General features: G+C 65.0%; 26 protein-coding genes. 7 read left to right on the plus strand and 19 right to left on the minus strand.

Annotation, left to right across the window (positions count from 1 at the left end; genetic code table 11):
* Positions 1-4 precede the first annotated feature (4 nt).
* Positions 5-349 carry a DUF2794 domain-containing protein gene (locus tag JW805_10455; protein ID MBN2972437.1) on the minus strand — a complete coding sequence of 115 codons (345 nt, stop codon included), beginning with the start codon at positions 347-349 and terminating at the stop codon, positions 5-7.
* On the minus strand, positions 349-1,023 hold the full coding sequence (locus tag JW805_10460; GenBank protein ID MBN2972438.1) for a serine acetyltransferase: 675 nt from the start codon (positions 1,021-1,023) through the stop codon (positions 349-351). Before JW805_10460 ends, JW805_10455 begins: the two co-directional genes overlap by 1 nt.
* Before the next feature lie 156 nt (positions 1,024-1,179).
* Between JW805_10460 and JW805_10465 the strand changes: the two genes are divergently transcribed.
* Positions 1,180-1,944, plus strand: coding sequence for a sulfite exporter TauE/SafE family protein (locus JW805_10465; protein ID MBN2972439.1), 765 nt, complete (start codon positions 1,180-1,182; stop codon positions 1,942-1,944).
* Positions 1,945-2,066: 122 nt separating this feature from the next.
* On the opposite strand, the gene JW805_10470 is transcribed toward JW805_10465, so the two are convergent.
* A complete protein-coding gene (locus tag JW805_10470) occupies positions 2,067-2,588 on the minus strand; it encodes a carboxymuconolactone decarboxylase family protein (protein ID MBN2972440.1) in 522 nt (173 codons plus the stop codon).
* Positions 2,589-2,660: 72 nt separating this feature from the next.
* Entirely contained in the window at positions 2,661-3,203 is a 543-nt protein-coding gene (locus tag JW805_10475; GenBank protein MBN2972441.1) for a peroxiredoxin, read from the minus strand.
* 141 nt (positions 3,204-3,344) lie between these two features.
* Between JW805_10475 and JW805_10480 the strand changes: the two genes are divergently transcribed.
* Positions 3,345-4,241, plus strand: a complete 897-nt coding sequence (locus JW805_10480) for a hydrogen peroxide-inducible genes activator (protein ID MBN2972442.1) — start codon at positions 3,345-3,347, stop codon at positions 4,239-4,241.
* 173 nt (positions 4,242-4,414) lie between these two features.
* Here JW805_10480 and JW805_10485 read toward each other — a convergent pair whose 3' ends face one another.
* The 3 genes from JW805_10485 to pgsA are packed head-to-tail and all read right to left on the minus strand — an operon-like array spanning position 4,415 to position 5,675.
* Entirely contained in the window at positions 4,415-4,852 is a 438-nt protein-coding gene (locus JW805_10485; protein ID MBN2972443.1) for a molybdenum cofactor biosynthesis protein MoaE, read from the minus strand.
* A complete protein-coding gene (moaD, locus tag JW805_10490; GenBank protein ID MBN2972444.1) occupies positions 4,849-5,106 on the minus strand; it encodes a molybdopterin converting factor subunit 1 in 258 nt (85 codons plus the stop codon). Before moaD ends, JW805_10485 begins: the two co-directional genes overlap by 4 nt.
* Positions 5,106-5,675, minus strand: coding sequence for a CDP-diacylglycerol--glycerol-3-phosphate 3-phosphatidyltransferase (gene pgsA / locus JW805_10495; protein ID MBN2972445.1), 570 nt, complete (start codon positions 5,673-5,675; stop codon positions 5,106-5,108). The genes moaD and pgsA overlap by 1 nt, the downstream gene beginning before the upstream one ends.
* Positions 5,676-5,925: 250 nt before the next feature.
* On the opposite strand from pgsA, the gene JW805_10500 reads away from it, so the two are divergent.
* Positions 5,926-7,215, plus strand: a complete 1,290-nt coding sequence (locus JW805_10500) for an MFS transporter (GenBank protein ID MBN2972446.1) — start codon at positions 5,926-5,928, stop codon at positions 7,213-7,215.
* Between the two features lie 142 nt (positions 7,216-7,357).
* On the opposite strand, the gene JW805_10505 is transcribed toward JW805_10500, so the two are convergent.
* On the minus strand, positions 7,358-7,525 hold the full coding sequence (locus tag JW805_10505; GenBank protein ID MBN2972447.1) for a hypothetical protein: 168 nt from the start codon (positions 7,523-7,525) through the stop codon (positions 7,358-7,360).
* A 234-nt stretch (positions 7,526-7,759) separates the two neighbouring features.
* Here JW805_10505 and JW805_10510 point away from each other — a divergent pair, with 234 nt between their 5' ends.
* The 3 genes from JW805_10510 to JW805_10520 are packed head-to-tail and all read left to right on the plus strand — an operon-like array spanning position 7,760 to position 13,081.
* A complete protein-coding gene (locus JW805_10510) occupies positions 7,760-7,909 on the plus strand; it encodes a hypothetical protein (protein ID MBN2972448.1) in 150 nt (49 codons plus the stop codon).
* A gap of 44 nt (positions 7,910-7,953) precedes the next feature.
* On the plus strand, positions 7,954-11,469 hold the full coding sequence (locus JW805_10515) for a TonB-dependent receptor (GenBank protein ID MBN2972449.1): 3,516 nt from the start codon (positions 7,954-7,956) through the stop codon (positions 11,467-11,469).
* Between the two features lie 22 nt (positions 11,470-11,491).
* Entirely contained in the window at positions 11,492-13,081 is a 1,590-nt protein-coding gene (locus JW805_10520) for a family 43 glycosylhydrolase (GenBank protein MBN2972450.1), read from the plus strand.
* A gap of 344 nt (positions 13,082-13,425) precedes the next feature.
* Here JW805_10520 and JW805_10525 read toward each other — a convergent pair whose 3' ends face one another.
* The 11 genes from JW805_10525 to JW805_10575 form a co-directional block, all read right to left on the minus strand.
* Positions 13,426-15,075 (minus strand): cation acetate symporter, encoded by a 1,650-nt coding sequence (locus JW805_10525; protein MBN2972451.1) that lies wholly within the window; start codon positions 15,073-15,075, stop codon positions 13,426-13,428.
* Positions 15,072-15,374, minus strand: a complete 303-nt coding sequence (locus JW805_10530) for a DUF485 domain-containing protein (protein MBN2972452.1) — start codon at positions 15,372-15,374, stop codon at positions 15,072-15,074. The genes JW805_10525 and JW805_10530 overlap by 4 nt, the downstream gene beginning before the upstream one ends.
* A gap of 83 nt (positions 15,375-15,457) precedes the next feature.
* A complete protein-coding gene (locus JW805_10535; GenBank protein ID MBN2972453.1) occupies positions 15,458-15,877 on the minus strand; it encodes an Hpt domain-containing protein in 420 nt (139 codons plus the stop codon).
* A gap of 76 nt (positions 15,878-15,953) precedes the next feature.
* A complete protein-coding gene (locus JW805_10540) occupies positions 15,954-16,151 on the minus strand; it encodes a sulfurtransferase TusA family protein (GenBank protein ID MBN2972454.1) in 198 nt (65 codons plus the stop codon).
* 11 nt (positions 16,152-16,162) lie between these two features.
* Positions 16,163-17,530 carry a ribosome biogenesis GTPase Der gene (der, locus tag JW805_10545; protein MBN2972455.1) on the minus strand — a complete coding sequence of 456 codons (1,368 nt, stop codon included), beginning with the start codon at positions 17,528-17,530 and terminating at the stop codon, positions 16,163-16,165.
* Between the two features lie 127 nt (positions 17,531-17,657).
* Entirely contained in the window at positions 17,658-18,989 is a 1,332-nt protein-coding gene (locus JW805_10550; protein ID MBN2972456.1) for a PQQ-binding-like beta-propeller repeat protein, read from the minus strand.
* A complete protein-coding gene (locus tag JW805_10555) occupies positions 18,986-19,687 on the minus strand; it encodes a tetratricopeptide repeat protein (GenBank protein MBN2972457.1) in 702 nt (233 codons plus the stop codon). Before JW805_10555 ends, JW805_10550 begins: the two co-directional genes overlap by 4 nt.
* Before the next feature lie 73 nt (positions 19,688-19,760).
* Entirely contained in the window at positions 19,761-20,561 is an 801-nt protein-coding gene (gene panB, locus JW805_10560) for a 3-methyl-2-oxobutanoate hydroxymethyltransferase (GenBank protein ID MBN2972458.1), read from the minus strand.
* Positions 20,562-20,950: 389 nt separating this feature from the next.
* Positions 20,951-21,388, minus strand: coding sequence for a hypothetical protein (locus tag JW805_10565; protein MBN2972459.1), 438 nt, complete (start codon positions 21,386-21,388; stop codon positions 20,951-20,953).
* A gap of 78 nt (positions 21,389-21,466) precedes the next feature.
* Positions 21,467-21,814: an ArsC family reductase gene (locus JW805_10570; GenBank protein ID MBN2972460.1), complete on the minus strand. Its 348-nt coding sequence runs from the start codon at positions 21,812-21,814 to the stop codon at positions 21,467-21,469.
* Between the two features lie 7 nt (positions 21,815-21,821).
* Positions 21,822-22,208 carry a hypothetical protein gene (locus JW805_10575; GenBank protein ID MBN2972461.1) on the minus strand — a complete coding sequence of 129 codons (387 nt, stop codon included), beginning with the start codon at positions 22,206-22,208 and terminating at the stop codon, positions 21,822-21,824.
* Between the two features lie 111 nt (positions 22,209-22,319).
* Between JW805_10575 and JW805_10580 the strand changes: the two genes are divergently transcribed.
* A protein-coding gene (locus JW805_10580) for an IS5 family transposase (protein MBN2972462.1) occupies positions 22,320-23,077 on the plus strand; the annotation gives its coding sequence in 2 pieces (ribosomal slippage) (positions 22,320-22,641 and positions 22,641-23,077; 759 coding nt in all).
* Positions 23,078-23,100 lie beyond the last annotated feature (23 nt).

Below are 23,100 nucleotides of genomic sequence, written 5' to 3' on the forward strand. Positions count from 1 at the left end.
CGGCTCAATCCTCGATCAGCTTCAGCAGCCGCCGCTCGACGGGCGCCAGGACGGGGCCGAGCTCGTGACCACGCTTCAACACTGCGCCATGCTCGCCGATCAGCGCCCATTCGCCCTGGCGGTTGCGCAGGGCCGGGCGCTTTTCGATGCGATATTCGGGCCGCTCCGCCGCGCGTCGGAAGGTCGCGAAAACGGCGGCGTCGCGGCCCAGATCGATGGCATAGTCACGCCAATGCCCCGCCGCGACCATCCGGCCATAGAGATCGAGGATGCGCGACAGCTCGGTGCGGTCGAAACCGACCTGGTTCGGCTTGGCCGAGCCTGAGGGAAAGGGGGTGACGGTGCCCATCAGGCGCGGTCGCGTGTCTCTTCACCGTCGCGCAGCCCGGCCAGTTCGGCGCGCAAACCGGCCAGTTCGCGCTCGAGCTGGTCGAACCGGGTCATGCTCGCTTCGCTCATCTCGCGGCAGGGCGTGCCATAGGGCACGAAATCGCGGCTGTACGTCTCCGCCTCGACCAGCACCGGGCGCGCCGGAATGCCGACCATCGTCGCACCGGGAGGAACGTCCTTCGTCACGACGGCATTGGCACCGACGCGTGCGCGCGCACCCACGGTGATCGGCCCCAGCACCTGCGCGCCCGATCCGATGATCGCGCCATCCGCAAGCGTCGGGTGCCGCTTGCCCGCGACCCCATTGTCCGGGCTGGTGCCCCCCAGCGTCACGCATTGATAGATGGTGACGTCGTCACCGATCTCCGCGGTCTCCCCGATCACCGTAAAACCGTGGTCGATGAAGAAATTGCGGCCGATCTTGGCGCCGGGATGAATGTCGATCGCGGTCAGGCAGCGCGACAGATGGTTGACGAAGCGCGCCAGGAAAAACAGGTCGGCCTGGAACAGCCAGTGCGCGACGCGGTGCAGGCCCAGCGCGAGGACGCCCGGATACAGCAGAATTTCCCAACGGGACCGGGGCGCCGGATCGCGCGCTTTGATCGAATCCAGATAATCGACGAGCCGTGACATGGTCGTAAGCGGTCCCCTTCTCCACTGCGATGTAGGACGCAGCGCGCGTCAATGCCAGCATCGCAAACCATCGGGCTTGTCAGGATTAAAGCCTATCTGTCTTGTAGGGGTTGGCGCGCACCCTATGCTGGACAGTCAATACGACAGGGGACGTTGATGTTCGAAGGGTTGGACTGGTCGGCGGTCTGGACGTTCGTCGCGGTGGGATTTGCGGCGCAGGTCGTTGACGGTGCGCTCGGCATGGCGTTCGGCGTCATCTCCAGCACGCTGCTGGTCAGCGTGCTGGGCGTGCCGCCTGCGACGGCATCGGCCGGCGTGCATCTGGTCGAGTGCTTTACGACCGGCGTGTCCGGCATCAGCCATGCGATCCACCGCAATGTCGACTGGAAGCTGTTCCTGCGACTGCTCATTCCAGGCGTGATCGGTGGCGTTACAGGCGCCTATGTCCTGACCTCGCTCGACGCGTCGGTGACACGGCCGTTTGTCATGGCGTATCTCGCCGCGATCGGTCTGTACCTTCTTTATCGCGGTCTGCGCTTTCCCGGGCACCAACATAAGGAACCGAAGATCATTGAGCCGCTGGGGCTTGCGGGCGGCTTCCTCGATGCCGCGGGTGGCGGCGGCTGGGGGCCGGTGGTCACGTCCAACCTGCTCGTTCAAGGCGCACAGCCGCGAATGACGATCGGCACGGTCAACAGCGTCGAGTTCTTCCTGACGCTGACGGTGTCGATCACCTTCATTGCGCATCTCGGATTCGCAGCGTTCACGACCGCGGTCGTCGGCCTGCTGATCGGGGGCGTCATCGCGGCCCCCTTTGGCGCGATCATCGCCAAGCGCGTGCCGACCAAGGCTCTGCTGGTCATGGTCGGCGTCGTGCTGACCGCGACGAGTGCGTTCAGCCTGTATCGGGCGTTGGTGTAACCCCTTATCGTCACCCCCGCGAAGACGCGGGTAGATCCCGGCCGACATTTCGATTGAGAACCGAGGTGTCAGCCAGAATTGACCCCCGCCCTCCACAGGGATGACGACCGGTCAGATCAGGCTCACCCCAACGTGCGATGCACCGTCGCGACCGCGGTCATCACGGCGGCGATACGGACGGCGTTCTGGATCGTTTCCGCCGGCATCCCGGCCTTCTTCAGCACCGCCTCATGCGCGTCGATGCACAGGCCGCAGCCGTTCATCGCGCTGACCGCCAGGCTGAACAGCTCGAAATCGACCTTGTCGATTCCCGGTGCAGCGATGACGTTCATGCGCAGCTTTGCCGGCATGTCGGCATATTGCTTGTTCCCGGCCAGATGCGTGAAGCGATAATAGACATTGTTCATCGCCATCACCGCAGCGGCGGCACGCGCGGCATTTGCGGCCTCCGGCGACAATTTCGGCACGCATTCGGCTTCGGCTGCATCGACCAGCGGCTTGTGGCCCGACCCGTGCGCGCAGGCCAGCAGCGTGCCATATTTGCGTTGGTCGCCCATCTGGGTTTCGTTGAGCAGCGAACCGACGTTCAGGCGGATGTCCTTGGCATAATCGGGCAGGACCGCGGCAAATTCCTTGAGGGACATGAGTCTTCTCCGGGCAAGAAAAAGGGCGCGGCGAAGTCCTCCCTCCCCGCGCCCCGAATTTAAGTAAAGACCTTAGGCGGCGATCTTCAGGACGTCGTCGCCCTTGTTCCAGTTGCACGGGCACAGTTCGTCGGTCTGAAGAGCGTCGAGCACGCGCAGCGTTTCGGCCGGGTTGCGACCGACGTTCAGGCCATTGACCTGCACCGCCTGGATCACATTGTCCGGATCGATGATGAAGGTCGCGCGATAGGCGACATGCTCGTTCGCATCGAGAATGCCCAGCGCCTTGGCCAGCACCGCGCCGTTGTCCGCGATCCACGGGAAATCGGCCGCGGCCAGATCCGGATCCGACTTGCGCCACGCCAGATGGACATGGGCCGTGTCGGTCGAGGCACCGATCAGCACGGCGTCGCGGTCTTCGAAATCATCCTTCAGGCCGGCATAGCCGACGATCTCGGTCGGGCAGACGAAGGTGAAGTCCTTCGGCCAATAGAACAGGACCTTCCACTTGCCGGGGAAGCTGTCGTGGCTGATCGTTTCGCCAGCCGGCAAAGCGTCGGTGCCCTGCTGGACGGGAACGGTAAATTCGGGGAGCTTGTCGCCGACGGTAAGCATGTCTGCTTCCTCTGATTATGGTTGGGGGGTCGCGGTCCGTTTGCCGCGTTGCAGCATGTTATGGGTGCGGTGCAGCACAAAGGCAAATCGATTATGGCCGTTATGTTTGATCGGACGGTCCGATGAGCCTAGAGCGTCCCGGTGACCACCTACCTCCCCACGCTGAAACAGCTCCAATATCTCGTCGCGCTGCGGGACGTCGGCCATTTCGGCCGGGCGGCAGAGGCATGTTTCGTCACCCAATCGACGCTGTCGGCCGGCATCCGCGAGCTGGAGACGCTGATCGGAATCACGCTGGTCGAGCGCACGCGCCGCGTCGTCCGCTTCACGCCGTTGGGCGAACGCATTGCCGAAAAGGCACGCCGCGTGCTGCGCGAGGCGGAGGAACTGGGCGACATGGCCCGCGCCGCCGGCCAGCCGCTGTCGGGCGAGATGCGGATGAGCGTCATTCCGACCATCGCGCCGTTCATGCTGCCGCAGATCCTGCCGCGCCTGCGCCGCGACTATCCCGACCTGAAACTCTATCTGCGTGAGGAGCCGAGCGGCGCCGCGTGCGAAGGCCTGCACCAGGGCCGCACCGACTGCGTCCTGCTTGCCCTGCCCTATGCCTGTGGCGAAGTGGAGGCGGCGCGGCTGTTCGAGGATCGACTGCACCTTGCCTATCCCAAAGGGGAGTTGACGCCCACCGCCGCGGGCATCCGCCCGAGCGAGATCGACGAGAGCCGGCTGCTGCTGCTCGAGGACGGGCATTGCCTCAAGGACCACGCCCTGGCGGCGTGCAATCGCCCCGAGATCCGCGCCGAGGCGACGATGCTGGGCACGTCGCTGCACACCATCGTGCAAATGGTCGACAATGGTCTGGGCATGACGATCCTGCCCGAAATGGCGCTGGAAGCGGGGATTCTCGAGCGGACGCAGATCGCGTCGGCACCGCTTGCCGCCGACAACCCCTCGCGGCACATCGCGCTGGTGTGGCGCAAGGCGAGCCCGCGGGAAAAGGATTTCCGATTGCTGGCAACCGTGTTGGGAGAGGGGTAGGCGTTCCCCGCCCAAGCCGCCGTCAATTTCGACCTCCGTCGTCATCCCCGCGAAGGCGGGGATAATTGTGGCTGACCTTGGTGAGAGGAGCCGTGCATTCAGCGAGAATTGATCCCCGCCTTCGCGGGGATGACGACCGAAATCTTACGCGCTGCGTCGTTCCGGACAGCCCCTTACCGCCAGCGCGCCGCCGCATCCTCGTCGTCGTGACGCGCCTCGACCCAACGCGAACCGTCGGCCGTCACTTCGCGCTTCCAGAACGGCGCTTCGGTCTTCAGCCGGTCGATCAGGCTCGCGCATGCCTCGAGTGCCGCGACCCGGTGACGCGCCGCGGTGCCGACGAACACCACCCGCTCGCCCGGCGCCATCGGCCCGACGCGGTGGACGATCGTCACGTTCAGCAAATCCCACCGCGTCGCGGCACCCTCGGCCAGCGCGGTCAACGCCGCCTCGGTCATGCCGGGATAATGTTCGAGATCGAGGACGCTCACTCCGTCATCGGCCCGGACGAGCCCGGTAAAACTCGCGACCGCCCCGGCCCCGTCCGCCTCGATTTCGGCCAACGCGGACGCGATATCGATGGGGTCGCGCTGGACAACGACCCGAATCATCCGCCGGTGACCGGGGGAAAGATCGCCACTTCCCTTGCATCGACGATGCTCGCGTCCAGCGGCACGAACGCCTGGTCGACCGCCGCGCGCAGCTTCGCACGGTCGTCGAACGCCTGCGCATGCGCCGCGCTGCCGGCCGCCAGCCAGTCGAGCAGCGCCGCGACCGTAGTCACCTCCGCCGGCGGTTCGACCCGCTCGCTACCCCGACCGACGTTTTCGCGCACCCAGGCGAAATAGAGCATCTCGAGCGCCATCAGCTGTCCATGTGGCGCAGGCCGACGCGCAGATAGTCCCAGCCGGTGATCATCGTCAGCGCTGCCGCGCCCCACAGGCTGGCGAGGCCGACGATCTTGACGAACGCCCAGCCCGGCAGCGCGCCCGCCAGGATCAGCGCGCCCAGCGACACGAGTTGCAGCGTCGTCTTCCACTTGGCGAGCGCCGATACCGGCACCGACACCTGGATGCCGCCCAGGAACTCGCGCAACCCGCTGACCATGATTTCGCGCAGCAGGATGACCATCGCCGCAATCAGGTGAATGCCGGTGATGATCGCGCGATCCTCGAATCGCGTGCCGACCAGCATCAAGATGACGGCGGCAACCATGATCTTGTCGGCGATCGGATCGAGGAACTGGCCGAGCTTGGACACCGTCCCCTGCGCGCGCGCCAGATAGCCGTCGAAATAATCGGTGATGCCCATCAGGCAGTAGAGCGCAAATGCCATTGCATAGCCCGCCTCCCACTGAGGCCACCACAGCAGCGCGACGAGCAGCGGCACGGTGACGATCCGCGACAGGGTCAGGAGGTTCGGAAGCGTAAGCATTGACGACGCTGGCTTACGCGCGGGCAGACGCGGGAGCAACCGGGGTTGAGGGAGGGTTGCGTCGAGGGGGGCCATCCTCGGTCGCCCCCCGGTTCGTCGACGCGCCCTGCCCTCGGCCGCGACAATGCGCGACAGTTGCAGGAGGTAGGAGCCTCGCGGGAGGACGCATCCGGCCGATCCGCCATTGCCGCCCCGCCCCACTCTCCGCTATTGCCCGCGGCGGGGACAATCGCTCGAGGCGTCGCGTAACATGTTCAATGCCCTCGGGCTTCTCAAGGAGCGGCGGTTCCTGCCGCTATTCGTCACGCAGTTCCTGGGCGCGTTCAACGACAATCTGTTCAAGACGGCGATGGTCCTGTTCGCGACCTATCAGATCTTCAATGACGCGGAGATGGAGGCGCATTTCAATGCGCTGGCGACAGGGCTCGCCATCCTGCCGTTCTTCCTGCTGTCCGCGCTGTCGGGGCAGCTTGCCGATACTTACGACAAATCGCGCATCATCCGGTTGGTAAAGACAGCCGAAATCTTCATCATGGTGTTCGGCGCCGCCGGGCTGCTCGCGGCAAAGGCCGGCTATACGTCGGTCGGCCTGGGCATGATGCTGGGTGCGGTGCTGATGCTCGGCACCCATTCGACCTTCTTCGGGCCGATCAAATACGCCATCCTGCCACAGCATCTGAAGGATCACGAAGTCCTGGGCGGCACCGGTCTGGTGGAAGCCGCGACCTATCTGTCGATTCTGATGGGCACGGTGCTCGCCGGCTGGATCGCGGTGGAGGCGGCGGCCGGGATGGTCATCATCGTTGCGCTGATCGGGTGGGTCACCGGTCGCCTGGTCCCCCCCGCCCCGCGCGTGGGGCCGCCACTGAAGATCAACTACAATCCGATCACCGCGTCCTGGCATCTGATCTCGGCGACGATGCACATCCGCCGCCTGTTCCTGGCGATCCTGGCGATCAGCTTCTTCTGGACGATCGGCAGCGTGCTGATCATCATCTTCCCGCCTCTGGTGAAAAACGTGCTGACCGCCGACGAAAAGGTCGCCAGCCTGGCGATCGCGATCTTCTCGGTCGGCGTCGCGATCGGCTCGGTCGCGATCAATGCGATGCTGAAGGGGCAGATTTCGGCGCGCTATTCACCGATTTCGGTCGTGGCGATGGGCGCCTTCGTCGTTGCCTTCTCGGTCGAGGCACGGATGTTCCAGCCGGCACCGCCGGGCCAGCTTTACGACGTCGCGACCTTCCTGACGCATTCGCAGTCGCTGATCATCATGGCCACGCTGCTCGCCATCGCGGTCGCCGGCGGGATGTTCGTCGTGCCGCTCTACGCGTTCCTGACCACGACGGTTACGAAGGACCAGACGGCGCGCACCGTGGCGGCGAACAATGTCGTCAACGCCGGCGCGATGACGGTCGGCGCGATCGCCGTGCTGGTCATTACCGGCTTCGGTGTGACACCGCAGGACATGCTGCTGCTGGTGGCGGCGATGTGCCTGTTCTCCGCCTGGCTGGCGCAGAAGCTGCACCGCGCCTGTGACTGAAGGCGGGCCCGCCCGGGTCCGCTGAAAATCATGCTGCGACGACGGCCGGAGCGCCGGCTACCAACAGGTCGCCCTCGTCAAGGCTCCCGCCGTCGCCGGAGCACAGGCCGGCGAGTGGCGATTGCTCCGACGCTAAGCGGCTTCACACCAGAAACGTATAGAAACACACGAAAAACGCCGTGAAGCTCAGCGCGAACAGCTTCAGGTCGTTGTCATCGCTCGTCACCGCTACCACGCGTTGCGGGGGGAGCGATCGGCGAAACGGGTGGCGTCGGGCTTCGTCGGTCAGGACAAGATAACGGCGTTTCATAGCCACCAGTTAACGCGCCGTTTACGATTTCGGCCATCCGGGATTTGCGGTTAACGGCCGTCCGATTTCGGCACGGCTGCCGAAATGGAGCGAACGGCGGCGCTACGCCCTGCCCTGAACACTGCGCCCCTTGCTTGACGACCCAAGCCTCTGTATGTCTCGCTTTGATACCGGTGTCATAGCCGGCAAAGAGCGGTCTGAGCCGCCAGAGAGAGTTGAGGAGGGGGCAGCCGCATGATCGCGCAAATCGCTTACAAGCCGCGTCGCGCTATCGTCGGCGACGTCAGGGCCGCCCGCGTCGGCGGCGCGCAGCATGTCGCCCCTGCCCTGCGCACGCCTCGGCACGCTGCCGTCACCGCACCCGCCATCGCTGTTTCGAACTGACGATCGCGCAGCCAGCGCGACGCACACATATCTGGGAGGATTTGATGAAAGCCCTGAAGACCGCTTCTCGCCTCGGCGCCACGTCCACGCTCGCGATTGCGGTCGCGGCGCTGTTCGGTCCGACGCCGGCGGACGCGCATGACGGCCCGACGCCTGCCGCAGCGGTCACCGTGCCGGTTCAGACGGGAACGCCCTCCCAGACTGTCCCGAGCCCGCAGGACGCGAGCGAAGGCGACATCGTCGTCACCGGTTACCGGGCCGCCCTGGAAAGCGCGATCGATACCAAGCGCATCGCGACCGTGCAGGTCGACGCGATCAATGCCGACGACATTGCCGACTTTCCCGACAATAACCTGGCCGAATCGCTGCAACGCCTTCCCGGCGTCTCGATCGATCGGGACAATGGCGAAGGGCGCGGCATTACGGTTCGCGGCCTGGGCGGCGACTTCAACCGCACTCGCCTGAACGGCTTGGAGGCGCTGGCAACCGCGGGGTCGAACGATGCGGGCACCAGCCCCAACCGCAGCCGCAGCTTCGATTACAACACCTTCGCCTCCGAACTCTTCAGTTCGCTGAAGGTCCAGAAGACGCCGTCGGCCGAAACCGACGAAGGCTCGCTCGGCGCCACGATCGACCTGCAGACCGGCCGGCCGTTCGACTATAAGAAGAGCACCTTCGCGCTATCGACCGAAGGCAGCTACCAGCAGAATTCGAAGAAATGGTCGCCGCGTATCGCCGGGCTGGCGTCGACGCGGTTCGCCGGCGGCGACATGGGAATCCTGATCTCGGGCGCCTACGCGAAGGCGCAGAACGAGCTCGACCAGTACGCCCGCGCGGCCGGCCAGTCGGACTATCTCTATCGCGGGACGCAATGGGCGGGGAACGAGAATCCCCAGCGCGCCGGCTTCGCGGCCCCGGCAGGTACGACGTTCGGCAGCGCCATCACCAACCCCGACGCCATAGCCTTCCAGACCGGGTCGGACGCCGCGGCCTATGCGAAGCTGTATCCCGGTGCGCCGTACAACACGGCCGGCCGCTTCGACGATTCGCTGGTTCGCATTCCGGCGCTTGCGACGCTGCAACAGCAGGACGTGAAGAACGAGCGCATCGGCCTGACCGCCGCCTATCAATGGCGGATCTCGAGCCGGACGCTGCTCAGCATCGACGGCGCCTACTCGCGCTTCAAGAACCGGTCGACGAACAATCAGATCTCGTCCGTCGGCCTGAACCGAAACAACACCAACGCCGCCTATAACACCGCCCCATCGGTCGGCGGTGCGCTGGCGCCCGGCGCGGGCCTGGCGATCACCGGATCGACCGGCTCGCGGGCGCTATATCCCGGCCTATGCACGCCCGCCGCGGGGAGCGATCTGGTCCCCGCGCAGGATTGCGGCCAGCAACTCTATGGCACCACCCCGGCATTTGCGACCGCGCTCGATCGCAACGGCAACCGGGTGACCTCGGTGCTGGCGCCCTCGGCCGTCGTGCCGGGCGCGTTGGCGGCAAGCGATCCGGCGGCGGCCAACATCTTCTCGACCAACCCGTTCAATCTCGATCCCTATGATTACTACAACAACCCGAATTCGGTCGGTTACATCCCTTCGATCAACCGCACCGCCTTCCGCGGCCAGTTGATCGGCCGCCCGGCGGTCGATGTGCTCGATGCCAATGTTTCAAACGGCGTCGCTGACTATCTCGTCCTGCGCAACGTCGATTTCCGCTCGGCGGCCGACCAGAGCGAATATACGACGGAGTTCAAGCAGGCATCGCTCAACCTGTCGCATCAGTTCACCGACACGTTCAAGGCCGTGTTCATCGGCGGCATGTCCGAATCGACGAACAATACGCAAGGCCTGCTCGTCGAATTCAACCGCATGGATAGCCCCAACAACTTCGTCTACGACGAACGGGGCGGCGGCGACATGCCCAAGATCGACTTCGGCTTCAATGCCGCCGATCCCAATGCCTGGGAAGTCGTCAAGGGCTTCTCGGCGATCCGCCATTACCAGCGCAAGGTGAAGAACACCTACAAGCAGGGGAAGATCGACTTCGATTGGCAGGTGAACGACGAATTCAATCTTGGGTTCGGCGGGAATTATCGCGAGTTCGGGTTTGAAACGTCACTGGCGGAACGCAACAACGACCTGCTCAATCCGACATTGAAGGAAGCCGGCGCCACCGTCGCGTCCGTCAGCAAGGTCGTCAATTTCGGACAGGGGCTGAACGTGCCGGAGGGCACGGCCTCGCAATTCATCGTGCCGACGATCGCCGGGTTCCAGAACCTGTTCGACTTCACCTGCGACTGCGTCAACAAATGGGGTGACTGGCGCCTGACGACGCGGCGCAACGGCGGGCGTGAGAATTTCTCGGTCACCGAAAAGGATACCGGGCTCTACTTCCAGGCCGACTGGAACACGACGATCTTCGACATTCCGTTCCGCGGCAATGCCGGCACCCGCATCGCGATCACCGACGTGACATCGAACGGCACCACGACGGCCGGCCGCCCGATCGTCGGCACCAATCGCTATACCGATTACCTGCCGTCGATGAACCTGGTGTTCGAACCCCTGCCCGACGTCATCGTTCGGTTCGCGGTATCGAAGGTGATGGCGCGTCCGCTGCTCGGCAATCTGTCGCCGACCATCACCGCGATTTCGGTTCCGAACGACGGCAACAACGTCGGCGCGACGCTGACCGTCGGCAATCCGAAGCTCAAGCCGTTCCGCTCGACCAACCTCGACCTCAGCTACGAATGGTATTTCGCGCGTGGCGGCCTGTTCTCGGTCGCGTTGTTCCAGAAGGATATCGAAAGCTTCCCGCAGACGATCCTGTTCACCGCGCCGCTCAGCCAGTTTGCGGATGCCGAGACGATCGCGGCGATCCGCGCGCAATTCACCAACGCGGCGCAGATCGCATATCTCGACGCGAACAACCCCTTTACCGCACGCCAGTTCGCCGATGCGCCCGGCGGCTATCTGCGCGGCGTCGAAGTCAGCTACCAGCAGAACTTCACCTTCCTGCCGGGATTCCTCAAGAACTTCGGCGCGCAGCTGAACTACACCTACATCAAGTCTCAGCTGAACTATATTCTCGACCCCGGCGTGCAGAATGCGCAGGGTGTACAGGTGACGCCGCAGGTGTTGGGCCGTGGTCCGTTCCTGGGTGTTTCGCCCCAGGCGGTCAACGCGACCCTCTTCTACGAAACGAAGAAGTTCCGGGCCCGTGTCTCGGGTGCCTATCGCAAGGGCTACAGCACGCAATATCCGATCGCATCGGGGCCGTGCGCACCCGGCCTGCAGAGCATTCCGGCCAATCCGTCGATTGCAGGCACGGAATGCAACGGTCCGCTGGTCAACGACTTCGTGTCTTCCCGCTCGACGCTGAACGTCGATGCGTCGACGAGTTACAAGTTCACCGATTGGTTCTCGATCACCGCCGAGGGTCTGAACCTGACCAACCAGACCAGCAACCGCTACGCCTATGAAGCGCGCAACGTCGTAACCCAATATGCCAGCTCGGGCCCGATCTATCGCATCGGCGCGCGGTTCAAATTCTGACGCGATCGGACGAGACGACACGATGACCCTCACCCGCCGCGACGCCGTTCTGACCGCTGGTACCGCTGCTATCGCTGCAGCGCTGCCGGCATCCGCGACGGCGCAGCGGCGGGGGACCGCTCCGGATTGGAAGCGCGGGCTCGACAATCAGCGGGTCGCCGACCTGGGCGACGGCCGCTTCCTCAACCCGCTGATGGCCGGCGACCATCCCGACCCCACGATCCTGAAGGACGGGGCGGATTACTACATGACCTTCTCGACCTTTGATTCCTATCCGGGTCTGGTCATCTGGCATTCGCGCGACCTGCTGAACTGGGTGCCGATCACCGCGGCGCTGACGAAGAACATCGGATCGGTCTGGGCGCCCGAACTCGCCAAGCATAAGGGCCGCTATTTCCTCTATATCCCGACCAAGAACCCGACGACCAACTGGGTGATCTGGGCCGACGACATCCGGGGGCCGTGGAGCGAGCCCGTCGACCTGAAGCTGCCCGCGCATATCGACCCCGGCCATGCCGTCGGGGAGGACGGCAGTCGCTGGCTGTTCCTGTCGGGCGGTGACCGGGTCCGCTTGTCCGACGACGGCCTCTCCCGCGTCGGTGAGCCCGAGCATGTCTACGACCCCTGGCGCTATCCGAACGACTGGGACGTCGAAGGCTTCAGTCCCGAAGGGCCAAAGGTGCTGCGGCACAAGGGCTGGTTCTACCTGATCCTCGCGGTCGGCGGGACGGCCGGGCCGCCGACCGGCCATATGGTCATCGCCGCACGCTCGCGGTCGATCCATGGGCCGTGGGAGAATTGCCCGCACAACCCGATCGTCCGCACGACCGACCCGGCCGAGAAATGGTGGTCACGCGGCCATGCGACGCTGGTCGAGGGGCCGGCGGGCGACTGGTGGAGCGTCTATCACGGGTACGAGAACGGCTATTGGACGCTCGGGCGCCAGACCCTGCTCGATCCGGTCGAATGGACCGCGGACGGCTGGTTCCGGATGACGGGCGGCGACCTGTCCCGCCCCCTTGCCGCGCCCAAGGGTGGCCGAAAAGTCGGTCCGCACGGCCAGGCGCTGAGCGACGACTTCCGTGACCTGGCGATCGGCAGCAAATGGAATTTCTTCAAACCTGCCGCGGACGAACGCACCCGCGCGCGGGTCGAGAACGGTGCGCTGGTGCTGGCGGCACGCGGTGCGGCGCCGTCGTCGTCCTCTCCGCTCCTGCTGATCGCGGGAGACCAGGCCTATCAGTTCGAATGCGATATCGAAATCGCGCCGGGTGGCACCGCCGGGCTGATCCTGTTCTACGACGAGAAGCTCTATTGCGGGCTGGGCTTCGACGAGAAACGCTTCGTCACGCACCAGTACGGCATCGAACGCGGCCGCCCCGCCAACCCGCATGGCCGCCGGATGCGGATGCGGGTGACCAACAACCGGCATATCGTCAGCTTCCACACGTCCAGCGACGACGGACGGACTTGGACGCGGTTCGACCGGGGCATGGAAGTGTCGGGCTACCACCACAACGTTCGCGGCGGCTTCCTGATGTTGCGCCCGGGGCTGTATTCGGCCGGTCAGGGCGAAGCGAAGTTCCGCGATTTCCGGTTTCGGGCGCTGTAGAGTTAGAGCGCTACGTTTGAAGCAAGCCCCTCCCCTTCAGGGGAGGGGTTGGGGTGGGGCGGTGCCGCAGGCTAATCGCTCGCGGATAGGCCCACCCCCAACCCCTCCCCTGAAGGGGAGGGGTGAAAATGTCCCGCCTGCACAGGAGCACCAGGCCAGTTGCAATGTTGGAATTCATTTGCTTCGACGAGGAAGCCGCTCAAACGGCCACCGCTCCTTGAACCCGTGAAGCCGTCACCCACGCCGGAAGGCGCGAGCGCTCGTCCAAAAGTGACAAAGGTGACAAAAGTGACGAAGGCTGACGAATTGACCGCAGTATCGCAACTTTAGCGAGGGCAAAGGCCTCAGTGCGCCGAGGCTCCCGCCGCACCGATTCCCGTCTCCTGCCGCACCTGTTGCGCCGCGAACCCGTCGCGGTCCACCGCCGCCCGGCCGCTACGATCGGTCACCGACACCAGCCAGATGACGAAGAACGCCACCGGCATCGAGAAGATTGCCGGTGAGCCATAGGGGAAGATCGCCTCCGGATAGCCGAGCACCTTCACCCACACCGCCGGCGACAGCACCGTCAGCACGAACGCCAGCACCACGCCGCTCAGGCCGCCCGCGACCACGCCACGGGTCGTACAGCCGCTCCACAGCAGCGACAGCAGCAGCACCGGGAAATTGCCCGACGCCGCCAGCGCGAACGCCAGGCTGACCATGAAGGCGACGTTCTGTTTCTCAAACGCGATGCCCAACGCAATGGCGACCGCGGCGAGCACGAGCACGGTGATCCGCGACACGCGCAGCTCGGATGCCGTATCGGCAGCGCCGCGCTTGAACACGCTGGCATAAAGGTCGTGACTCACCGCCGACGCGCCCGACAGGGTCAGCCCGGCAACGACCGCCAGGATCGTCGCGAAGGCGACCGCGGAGATGAAGCCGAGGAACAGATTGCCGCCGACCGCCTGCGCCAGATGGATCGCCGCCATGTTGGTGCCCCCGCGCAGGGCGCCGTCTGCGTCCAGGAAGCCGGGATCGGTCGCGACCAGCACGATCGCACCGAACCCGATGATGAAGGTCAGGCAGTAGAAATAGCCGATCCACCCCGTCGCCCACAGCACCGAGGTCCGCGCTGCCTTGGCATCTGGCACGGTGAAGAAGCGCATCAGGATATGCGGCAGGCCGGCTGTGCCGAACATCAGCGCCATGCCGAGCGAAATTGCGCTGATCGGATCCTTGATGAACCCGCCCGGCCCCATGATCGCCGACGTGCCCTTCACTTCGACCGCGCGGGCGAACAGGGCCTCTGGTGAAAAGTTGAAGCGCCACAGCACGGCGATGGCGATGAAGCTCGCCGCGCCCAGCAACAGCGCGGCCTTCACGATCTGGACCCAGGTCGTCGCGGTCATGCCGCCGAACAGGACGTAACAGGTCATCAGCACGCCGACGATGCCGACCGCGTAAGGATAGGGCAGGCCGAACAGCAGTTTGATCAGCTGCCCGGCCCCGACCATCTGCGCGATCAGGTAGAACAGCACGACCGCCAGCGTCGAGATCGCAGCGAAGGTCCGGACCGGCGTCTGCGCGAAGCGGAAAGAGGCGACGTCGGCGAAGGTGAAGCGGCCCAGGTTCCGCAGCCGCTCCGCCATCAGGAACAGCAGGATCGGCCAGCCGACCAGAAAGCCGATCGAATAGATGAGGCCGTCATAGCCATCCGTATAGATCTGCGCCGAAATGCCCAGGAACGAGGCCGCCGACATATAGTCGCCCGCGATCGCCAGGCCGTTCTGGAACCCGGTGATCCCGCCGCCGGCGGTGTAGAAATCGGCTGCCGTCTTGGTCCTGCCGGCCGCCCAGCGGGTGATGCCCAGCGTCGCGACCACGAAGGCGCCGAACATCGCGATCGCGGTCCGGTTGGTCGCCTGCTGCACGGCCGGGGCGACGGCGTGGGCCGACGCCGCGGTGGCCGCGCAGATCAACGCGGCGGCGATCAGCCAGCGCGGGCTCATGCGTCATGCTCCGCACGGATGGCCGCCAGGTCCGCATCGAACTCGCCATTGGCGCGACGAACATACAGGCCGGTCAGTACGATCGACAGAATGATGAGGCCGAGTCCGACAGGAATGCCGATCGACGTCGCCCCGCCCGACAGCGACGCGCCAAGCAGCGGCTTGTCGAAGGCGACGAGCCCGATGAACCCGAAATAGGCGATCAGGATGACGATGGTCAGGACCGTCGCAAACCGTCCCCGCCGCTTCAACAGCGCGCGATACCGCGGATCGCGAACGATCGCTTCGTGACTGGCCATCCAACACCCCTCCTTTTTGTCCGACAATACTTAAGGTCGGCGCGGAGGGAAGTGATTTTACGTCGAAAGGCGTCGGCGGTCCGTCAGACGGCGCGGCGTCCGAAACCGGCGGCCGGGCGGCGCTCGACGAGCGGGCTCGTTTCGCGTTCGAGCAGGCTCAGCGTTTCCTCGAACAAGGCTCGAAGGCCGGCCACATGCTCCAACGCCTCCTGCGGCGTGTCGTGGGTTTCGACACAGTCGCGGGCGATCGTCTCGATCGCCTCGGCGCGGACGGACAATAGCTCGGCGCCGAACTGCGCCGATTCGCCCTTCAGCGTGTGCGCCGGAATGACCATTGCGGCCGCATTGCCGGCGCGCATTGCGGCTTCGATCGCCGCGACCGACTTCTCACCATCCTCGCGGAAATAACCGAGAATGCGCACGAAATTCGCACCGAGTTCGACCCGCGCCGCCGCGAGCGCCCGCCAGTCGATCACCGCTGCTTCAGGAATTCCGGTCACCATATGCCCACTCCGCGGTGCGCCATTGCACCGGTCCTTTCCGCCGTTTTAGGGGGTGGGAGTAAACAGCTCGTTGATTTCAAGAGGGTTGCACAAAACGAAATCGATCGGTGGCTAGCGTTTCGACCGACCAGCCCGCCGCCGAGGCGACCGCGGCGAGCTCGCGCGGCGCGATCGGATCGTCGGCCAGCACCTCCACCGCACCCTCCGCTGTCCGCAACGCCTTCGCCAGCCGCAACGCCGGCCAGGGACAGCGCATGTCCCGCGCGTCGATCACCACCGCGCCGGTCAGTCCTTGCTGTGATCGAACGGGTTCTTCGGCGCGCGCATCGTCAGGCGCACCGGCACCGCGCCGAAGTCGAATTCCTTGCGCAGCCCGTTGACGAGGTAGCGACGATAGCTTTCCGGCAGCTGGTCGACCCGGGTGCCGAACAATACGAAGCTGGGCGGGCGGGTCTTCACCTGCGTGACGTAGCGCGCCTTGATCCGCTTGCCGCCAGGCGCCGGCGGCGGGTTGGCTTCGATCGCGCGTTCGAACCACCGGTTGAGCTGGCCGGTCGACACGCGGCGCGACCAGGCCTCGCGCGTCTCGAATGCGACTTTCAGCAGCACGTCGATGCCCTTGCCGGTCGCGCCCGACACGGTCAGCACGGGCACGCCCTTCACCTGCGCCAGTCCTTCGTCGAGTGCGGCCTTGATCCCGTTGAACAGGCTGGAGGCGTTTTCGGCCACGTCCCATTTGTTCAGCGCGATCACCAGCGCGCGGCCCTCCTGCAGCGCACGGTCGGCGATCTTCAGATCCTGGACTTCCAACCCGCGCGTGGCGTCGATCATCAGCACGACGACTTCGGCGAAATCGACGGCCCGCAGCGCATCCATTACCGACAGCTTCTCGAGCTTTTCCTGCACCCGCGCCTTCTTGCGCATGCCGGCGGTGTCGATCAGGCGCACGGCGCGGGGCCCGTCGGGGCCGTGCCAGGTCCAGTCGATCGCGATCGAATCGCGTGTGATGCCGGCTTCCGGCCCGGTGATCAGGCGATCCTGCCCCAGGATCCGGTTGATGAGCGTCGATTTGCCCGCATTGGGGCGGCCGACGATCGCCAGCTTCAACGGTGCGTCGGGCGATTCGGGATCCTCCTCCGCGACCTCGTCCTCATCGCGCTCGACGTGCGGGCGCAGCGCCTCGAACAGCTCGACGATGCCTTCACCATGTTCGGCCGACAGCTGGACCGGTTCGCCGAAGCCCAGCGCCATCGCCTCGATCACCCCGGTTTCACCTGCGCGCCCTTCGGCCTTGTTGGCGACCAGCACGATCGGCGTGTCGGTGCCGCGCAGCCAGCGGGCGATTTCCTCGTCGAGCGGCACGACGCCGGCGCGAGCGTCGACCATGAACAGCGCGACGTCGGCATCCTCGACCGCCGCTTCGGTCTGGACGCGCATCCGGCCCGGCAACGTCGCGACGTCCTTGTCCTCGAAGCCTGCCGTGTCGACGATGCGGAAATCCATGCCGAGCAGGGTCGCGTCGCCTTCGCGCCGGTCGCGGGTGACGCCGGGCTGATCATCCACCAGCGCCAGCCGCTTGCCGACCAGGCGGTTGAACAGCGTCGATTTGCCGACATTGGGACGCCCGATGATGGCGACGGTGGGAAGGGGCATGGGTTTCTAGCAATCCGACAACGGGTACGTGCGCACCCTTAACACCGTTCGGCCCGAACGGAAAAATGGCAGAACCCCGATCGCTTTCGCAACCGGGGTCCGCATAGAAGAACCGGGAGGTCGAAGATCACCGATAGGCGACCAGCGTCCCTTCTTCCGACAACAGATACAGCGTCTGGTTGGCGACGATCGGCGACAGGCTAAAGACTGCCTTTTTCGCCGACAGGGTCGTCTGCACGGTGCCATCGGTGACCGATGCGGCGACGATCTCACCCAGCGAGTTCGCCAGCCAGAGCTTGTTGCCAGCGAGCACCGGCCCCACCCAGGACACCGGGTCCTTCTGCGTCTTCTTCTTTTCGACGCGATATTTGCGCAACTGGCTGATCCAGCGGATCTTGCCCGACGCGCGCGCCAGACAGATCAGCCGGGCATCGTCGGTGACGACGAAGATCCATTCGCCCGACACCCACGGCGTCGCGATGCCGGCGAGATTCTGTTCCCACAGCCGCTGACCGCTCAGCACATCGAGCGCGACCATACGGCCGCCCTGGCCGATCGCGTAGATCTTGCCCTGGTCGATTACCGGTTCGGCGTCGATGTCCGACAGCGCCGACACGCTGGTCGACATGCTCGAGCGCGACAGGGCATCGGCCCACAAAGTCCGGCCATTCTCGTAGCGATAGGCGTTGAGCTCTCCGCTCGAGAAGCCTGCGACGACGGTGCCCTGCGCCGCGGCCGGTGCGGCCACGCCGAATACGCCCTGCGATTCGAGGCTTCCCGACGACGTCCAGGCGATCTTGCCGTCCGACTGGTTCAGCGCGAACAGCTGGTTGTCCTGGCTGAGCACGTACACCTGATCGTTGGCGAGCGTGGGCGCTCCGCGCAGGGGACCGCCCGGCTTCGCGCGCCACAGTTCGGCGCCGGTGTTCGCGTCGAACGCGACGACATCGCCCAGGCCGTTGGTGGCAAAGGCCTTGCCGCCCTCGACGCTGACGCCGCCGCCGAAGCGCGCCTTGGTATTTTCCTCGCCCTTCACGGTCTGCGCGGTCCACAGCGTCGCGCCGGTGTCGGCGGTATAGGCGTGGACGGCACCGGCGGTGTCGGTGACATAGAGCTTGCCGCCCTCGACAACCGGGGCGGCGGCCAGGCGCGTGCGCTTGTCGCCGCCGGGGATCTCGATCGACCAGGCGCGCGACGGCGTTTCGGCCAGTGCGACATGCCCCATCGCCTTGGCGGCATTGCCACCCGGCTGGGTCCAGGCGTCGTTGGCGACCGCCAGCGGCACGACGACCTCGATGTTCGCGATGGTCCGATCGATGTCGATCGAATTCTCGGTCATCAGGATCGGCACGCGATCGCCGAGCACCGGCGTCTTCTTCGCCGAGCCCTTGAAGATGCCGCAGCCACCCAGGCTGACGATCAGCGCGATCGCCGCGGTGGTCTTAACGTACGACTTCATCCTGCCTTCTTTTCCTCAGCTTGGTCGACGGCATCGACACCCAGAACACCCGCCATCTGAACCGCGCGTTGACGGATCGAGGCAGGGACATTTTCATCGCGCGCGATTTCGCCGAACATTCGGCCGGCCAGGTCGCGGCGGTTCATCCGCAGATGCGCCACAGCGGTCATCTCGCCCGCCGAGCCGTAATAGGGATTGCCCTTCACCGCCAGCGGGCGAAGCCGGTCGATCACGACCTGCGGCTGCAGCGTATCATATTCGGCCAGCGTCTGGCGGACGAGCGCCAGATTACGCAGTGGTTCGGCGTTGCCGCTGTCTCCGGCGACTTCCGCGAACAGCTTCGCCGCGGTCTTCAGGTCGTCCTTCTGCAGCGCGATGTCGGCCTGGGTGAACTTGGCGAGCGCAGCATAGCCCTCGGTTCCGTTCTTCGCGAGATCGGCGAGGATCGGCGCGGCCTTGTCCGGCTGCTGGTTGCCCAGCGCATCCATCGCCTGGTTGAACTTGATGCCCTGTTCGCCGGCGACGTTCTTCTGATGCGACTGCCACCACAGCCAGCCGGCCAGCGCCACCAGCGCGGCGACGATCACGGCGACGATGACGATGCCCCAGCGCTTCCACAGCTTGATCGCTTCCTCGCGACGCAGCTCCTCGTCGACCTCGCGCAGGAAGGCTTCGTTCGATTGCGGGGTCAACGCCACGTAAAGTCACTCCAAACGGCAAACTCGCGCGCTGCCTTAGCGGCGATGCAGGGGAAACGAAAGCGGCGCCTTGTCAGGCCTTGGGACGATAGACCTGCCCGTCGCCGGGGAAGCTGCGTGCGCGCACTTCGTTTGCATAGGCGTCGACCGCGGCGGAAATGCGGCCGGCAATGTCCTCATAAGTCTTCACGAAGCGCGGCGTGCGTTCGAACAGGCCCAGCATGTCCTCGGTCACCAAGACCTGCCCGTCACACATCGCAGAGGCGCCGATGCCGATGACGGGGCACCCGACCGCGGCGACGATCTCGTTGGCCAGGCTTTCCATCACCCCTTCGACCACGAGGGCGAAGGCGCCAGCCTCGGCGATGGCCCTGGCATCCGACAGGATCTTTGCCGCCTCCACATCGCTACGCCCGCGCGCGCCATAGCCGCCCAGGGCGTTGACCGCCTGCGGGGTCAGGCCGACATGGCCGCATACCGGGATCCCGCGCTGCGAAAGGAAAGCGACGGTCGGCGCCATTGCCGCCCCGCCCTCCAACTTCACCGCCGCCGCGCCGGTTTCCGCCATGATCCGCGCAGCGCTGGCAAACGCCTGCTCGGGCGAGGCTTCGTAGCTGCCGAAGGGCATGTCGATGACGACGACCGAATGATAACTACCGCGCACGACCGCGGCGCCATGCGCGCACATCATGTCGAGCGTGACGGACAGCGTCGAGGGCAGACCGTAGATCACCTGCCCCAGGCTGTCCCCGACCAGCAGCATGTCACAGTGCGGGTCGAGCAGCTGCGCCATCCGCGCGGTGTACGCCGTCAGCATGACGATCGGATCGCCGCCCTTGCGCCCCTGGATCGCGGGCACGGTCAGCCGCTTCATCGGCGCGGGCGTGGGGTTCGCGCGGCTGGTCGCGGTGTCGAGGGTGAAGGTCGTGGACATGGTTAAAAGGGGCCTACGCTTCGGGGTCCGCCGGGTCCAGCGCGGGAAGCGCCGCGGCCAAAAGTTGCGATACCGCGGTCAATTCGTCAGCCTTCGTCACCTTTGTCACTTTTGACGATCGGATGCGGTGCGAGGAATCCGTCTGAGCCATCCGACAGGGTGAAGCAGATTGCAGCCATGTAGGAAAATGATTTTTTACGCCCAATCCTCCCCTGCAAGGGGAGGTGGCAGGCCGAAGGCCTGACGGAGGGGTGTCCCGCTATCCGAAGAGCTTTACACCCCTCCGACGCGCTTCGCGGGCCACCTCCCCTTCCAGGGGAGGACAAGACTTAGCCGATCCACCCGCGCCGGATCGCCAGCCCGGCGAGCCAGACCTGAAACAGCGCGACCACCAGGATGACGATCGGAAACCCCGCCGCCACCGCGACGCCGCGCACCGCGATCATGTCGGTCATCACGAACAGCCAGCCGAATTGGATGACAACCGCGACCAACGAAACGACATAGAACGACCGCGCCACCCGCGAGCGCATCAACAGCGCGACGCTGCCCATGAAGCCCATGCCGGTCGCCACCGCATACACAATGTTGTACCACGCCGGCAGTGCGGCATAGAGCGCGCGGTAATAGTCGTCCGCCGGCCCCATCGCGTCGGCGCCCAGTCGGAACTGCTGGATACAGGCGAACACGCCCATCGCGCCCCACAGCGCCAGCAGCACCGCCACGAGCCAGAACCACGCCGGCGCCTTTGCGCGACCGATTGCCATGATATCCAATCCTCCCCAAATCCCACGGGAAGCGTATCGGAACGCAGGCGTTTCGACCAGACCGCCAGCAACGACGGGTCAGGCGAAGGCCGCGTCGTAGAGCTCCGGCTTGAACCCGACGAGCAACGCCCCTGCCCCCTCCACCACCGGCCGCTTGATAAGCGAGGGCTGCGCGACCATCAGTTCGATCGCCTTGGCCTGATCCAGATCGGCGCGATCGGCGTCGGGCAGTTTGCGGAACGTCGTGCCGGCGCGGTTGAGCAGCTTTTCCCAACCGACTTCGTCCGCCCAGGCGGTTACCTTGTCGCGATCGGCGCCGAGTTTCTTGTAGTCGTGAAAGGTGTAGGCGATGGCGCGGGAGTCGAGCCACGTCCGGGCCTTCTTCACGGTGTCGCAATTGGGGATGCCGTAGAAGGTAAGAGTCATGGCGCTTTCATTTCGAGATGTCGGATGGTCGGCGGCGAGGTCGCGGCGTTGGATAATCCGCTGGCAGAAGTCCGACCCTTTTTAGTGAGGCGACCTCTTCACTCTCTAGGAAGGAATGCTGGAAGCTCAGTCCATCGTGCTGCCAGCCGGCCAGTATCAACCCACGATCGCCCTTGACCAATGTCGCTCGATTACAGGCGCTTCTGCTTGAAACGCCTTGTAAGATCTGTCCTTTTTTCATCGATCCGAGAAAGACGTTTCCGACTTTCAGCCTCCACCTGCCGGGAATGTCGTTTTGCAGGATTTCGGCCTCGAAGATTTGACCGAGCCGGCGCACCGACGCGAGCATCGCGCCGTCAAACTGATCTTGAGAAATCTGCTTTGATGTCGGCACGATGAAACACGCCGCACTATGACTGCTCAGGAACGGCTGAAGCGCCGCTAGGGTCAGGACCCATTGATGTGGGAGGCGCGATCTGATTCAGGCTCCGTGAGGAGAGAGTGGATGAGCGACCTGTACTGGCTGACGGATGAGCAGATGGCGCGTCTGCAACCGTTCTTTCCCAAGAGCCATGGCAAGCCTCGGGTCGATGATCGGCGGGTGCTCAGCGGCATCATTTTCGTCAATCGCAACGGGCTACGCTGGTGTGATGCACCGAAGGACTATGGGCCGCACAAGACGCTCTACAATCGCTGGAAGCGGTGGAGCGAGAGGGGTATTTTCCTGCGAATGATGGAAGGTCTCGCGGCAGCGGAGGCCGTGCCGAAGACCGTCATGATCGACGCGACCTACCTGAAGGCACACCGCACGGCATCGAGTCTGCGGGTAAAAAAGGGGATCTCGGCCGTCTGATCGGCCGCACGAAAGGCGGCATGAACACCAAACTGCACGCCGTCAGCGATGCGGACGGGCGGCCCTTGAGCTTCTTCATGACCGCCGGGCAGGTCAGCGACTACACCGGCGCGGCAGCCTTGCTCGACGATCTGCCGAAAGCACAGTGGCTGCTTGGCGACCGTGGTTATGATGCCGATTGGTTCAGAGACGCCCTGGAAGCCAAAGGCATCCAGCCCTGCATCCCGGGCCGCAGATCGCGCAACGAGCCGGTCAGATACGACAAGCGCCGCTACCGGCGCCGCAGCCGCATCGAGATCATGTTCGGCCGTCTGAAGGATTGGCGCCGCGTCGCAACTCGCTACGACCGCTGCCCAACCGTCTTCTTCTCTGCCGTCGCCCTCGCGGCCACCGTCATCTTCTGGCTATGACCAATGAGTCCTGACCCTAAAGC

Origin of the sequence: Roseomonas aeriglobus (genome assembly GCA_016937575.1) — a bacterium.
Taxonomy (GTDB): Bacteria; Pseudomonadota; Alphaproteobacteria; order Sphingomonadales; family Sphingomonadaceae; genus Sphingomonas; species Sphingomonas aerigloba.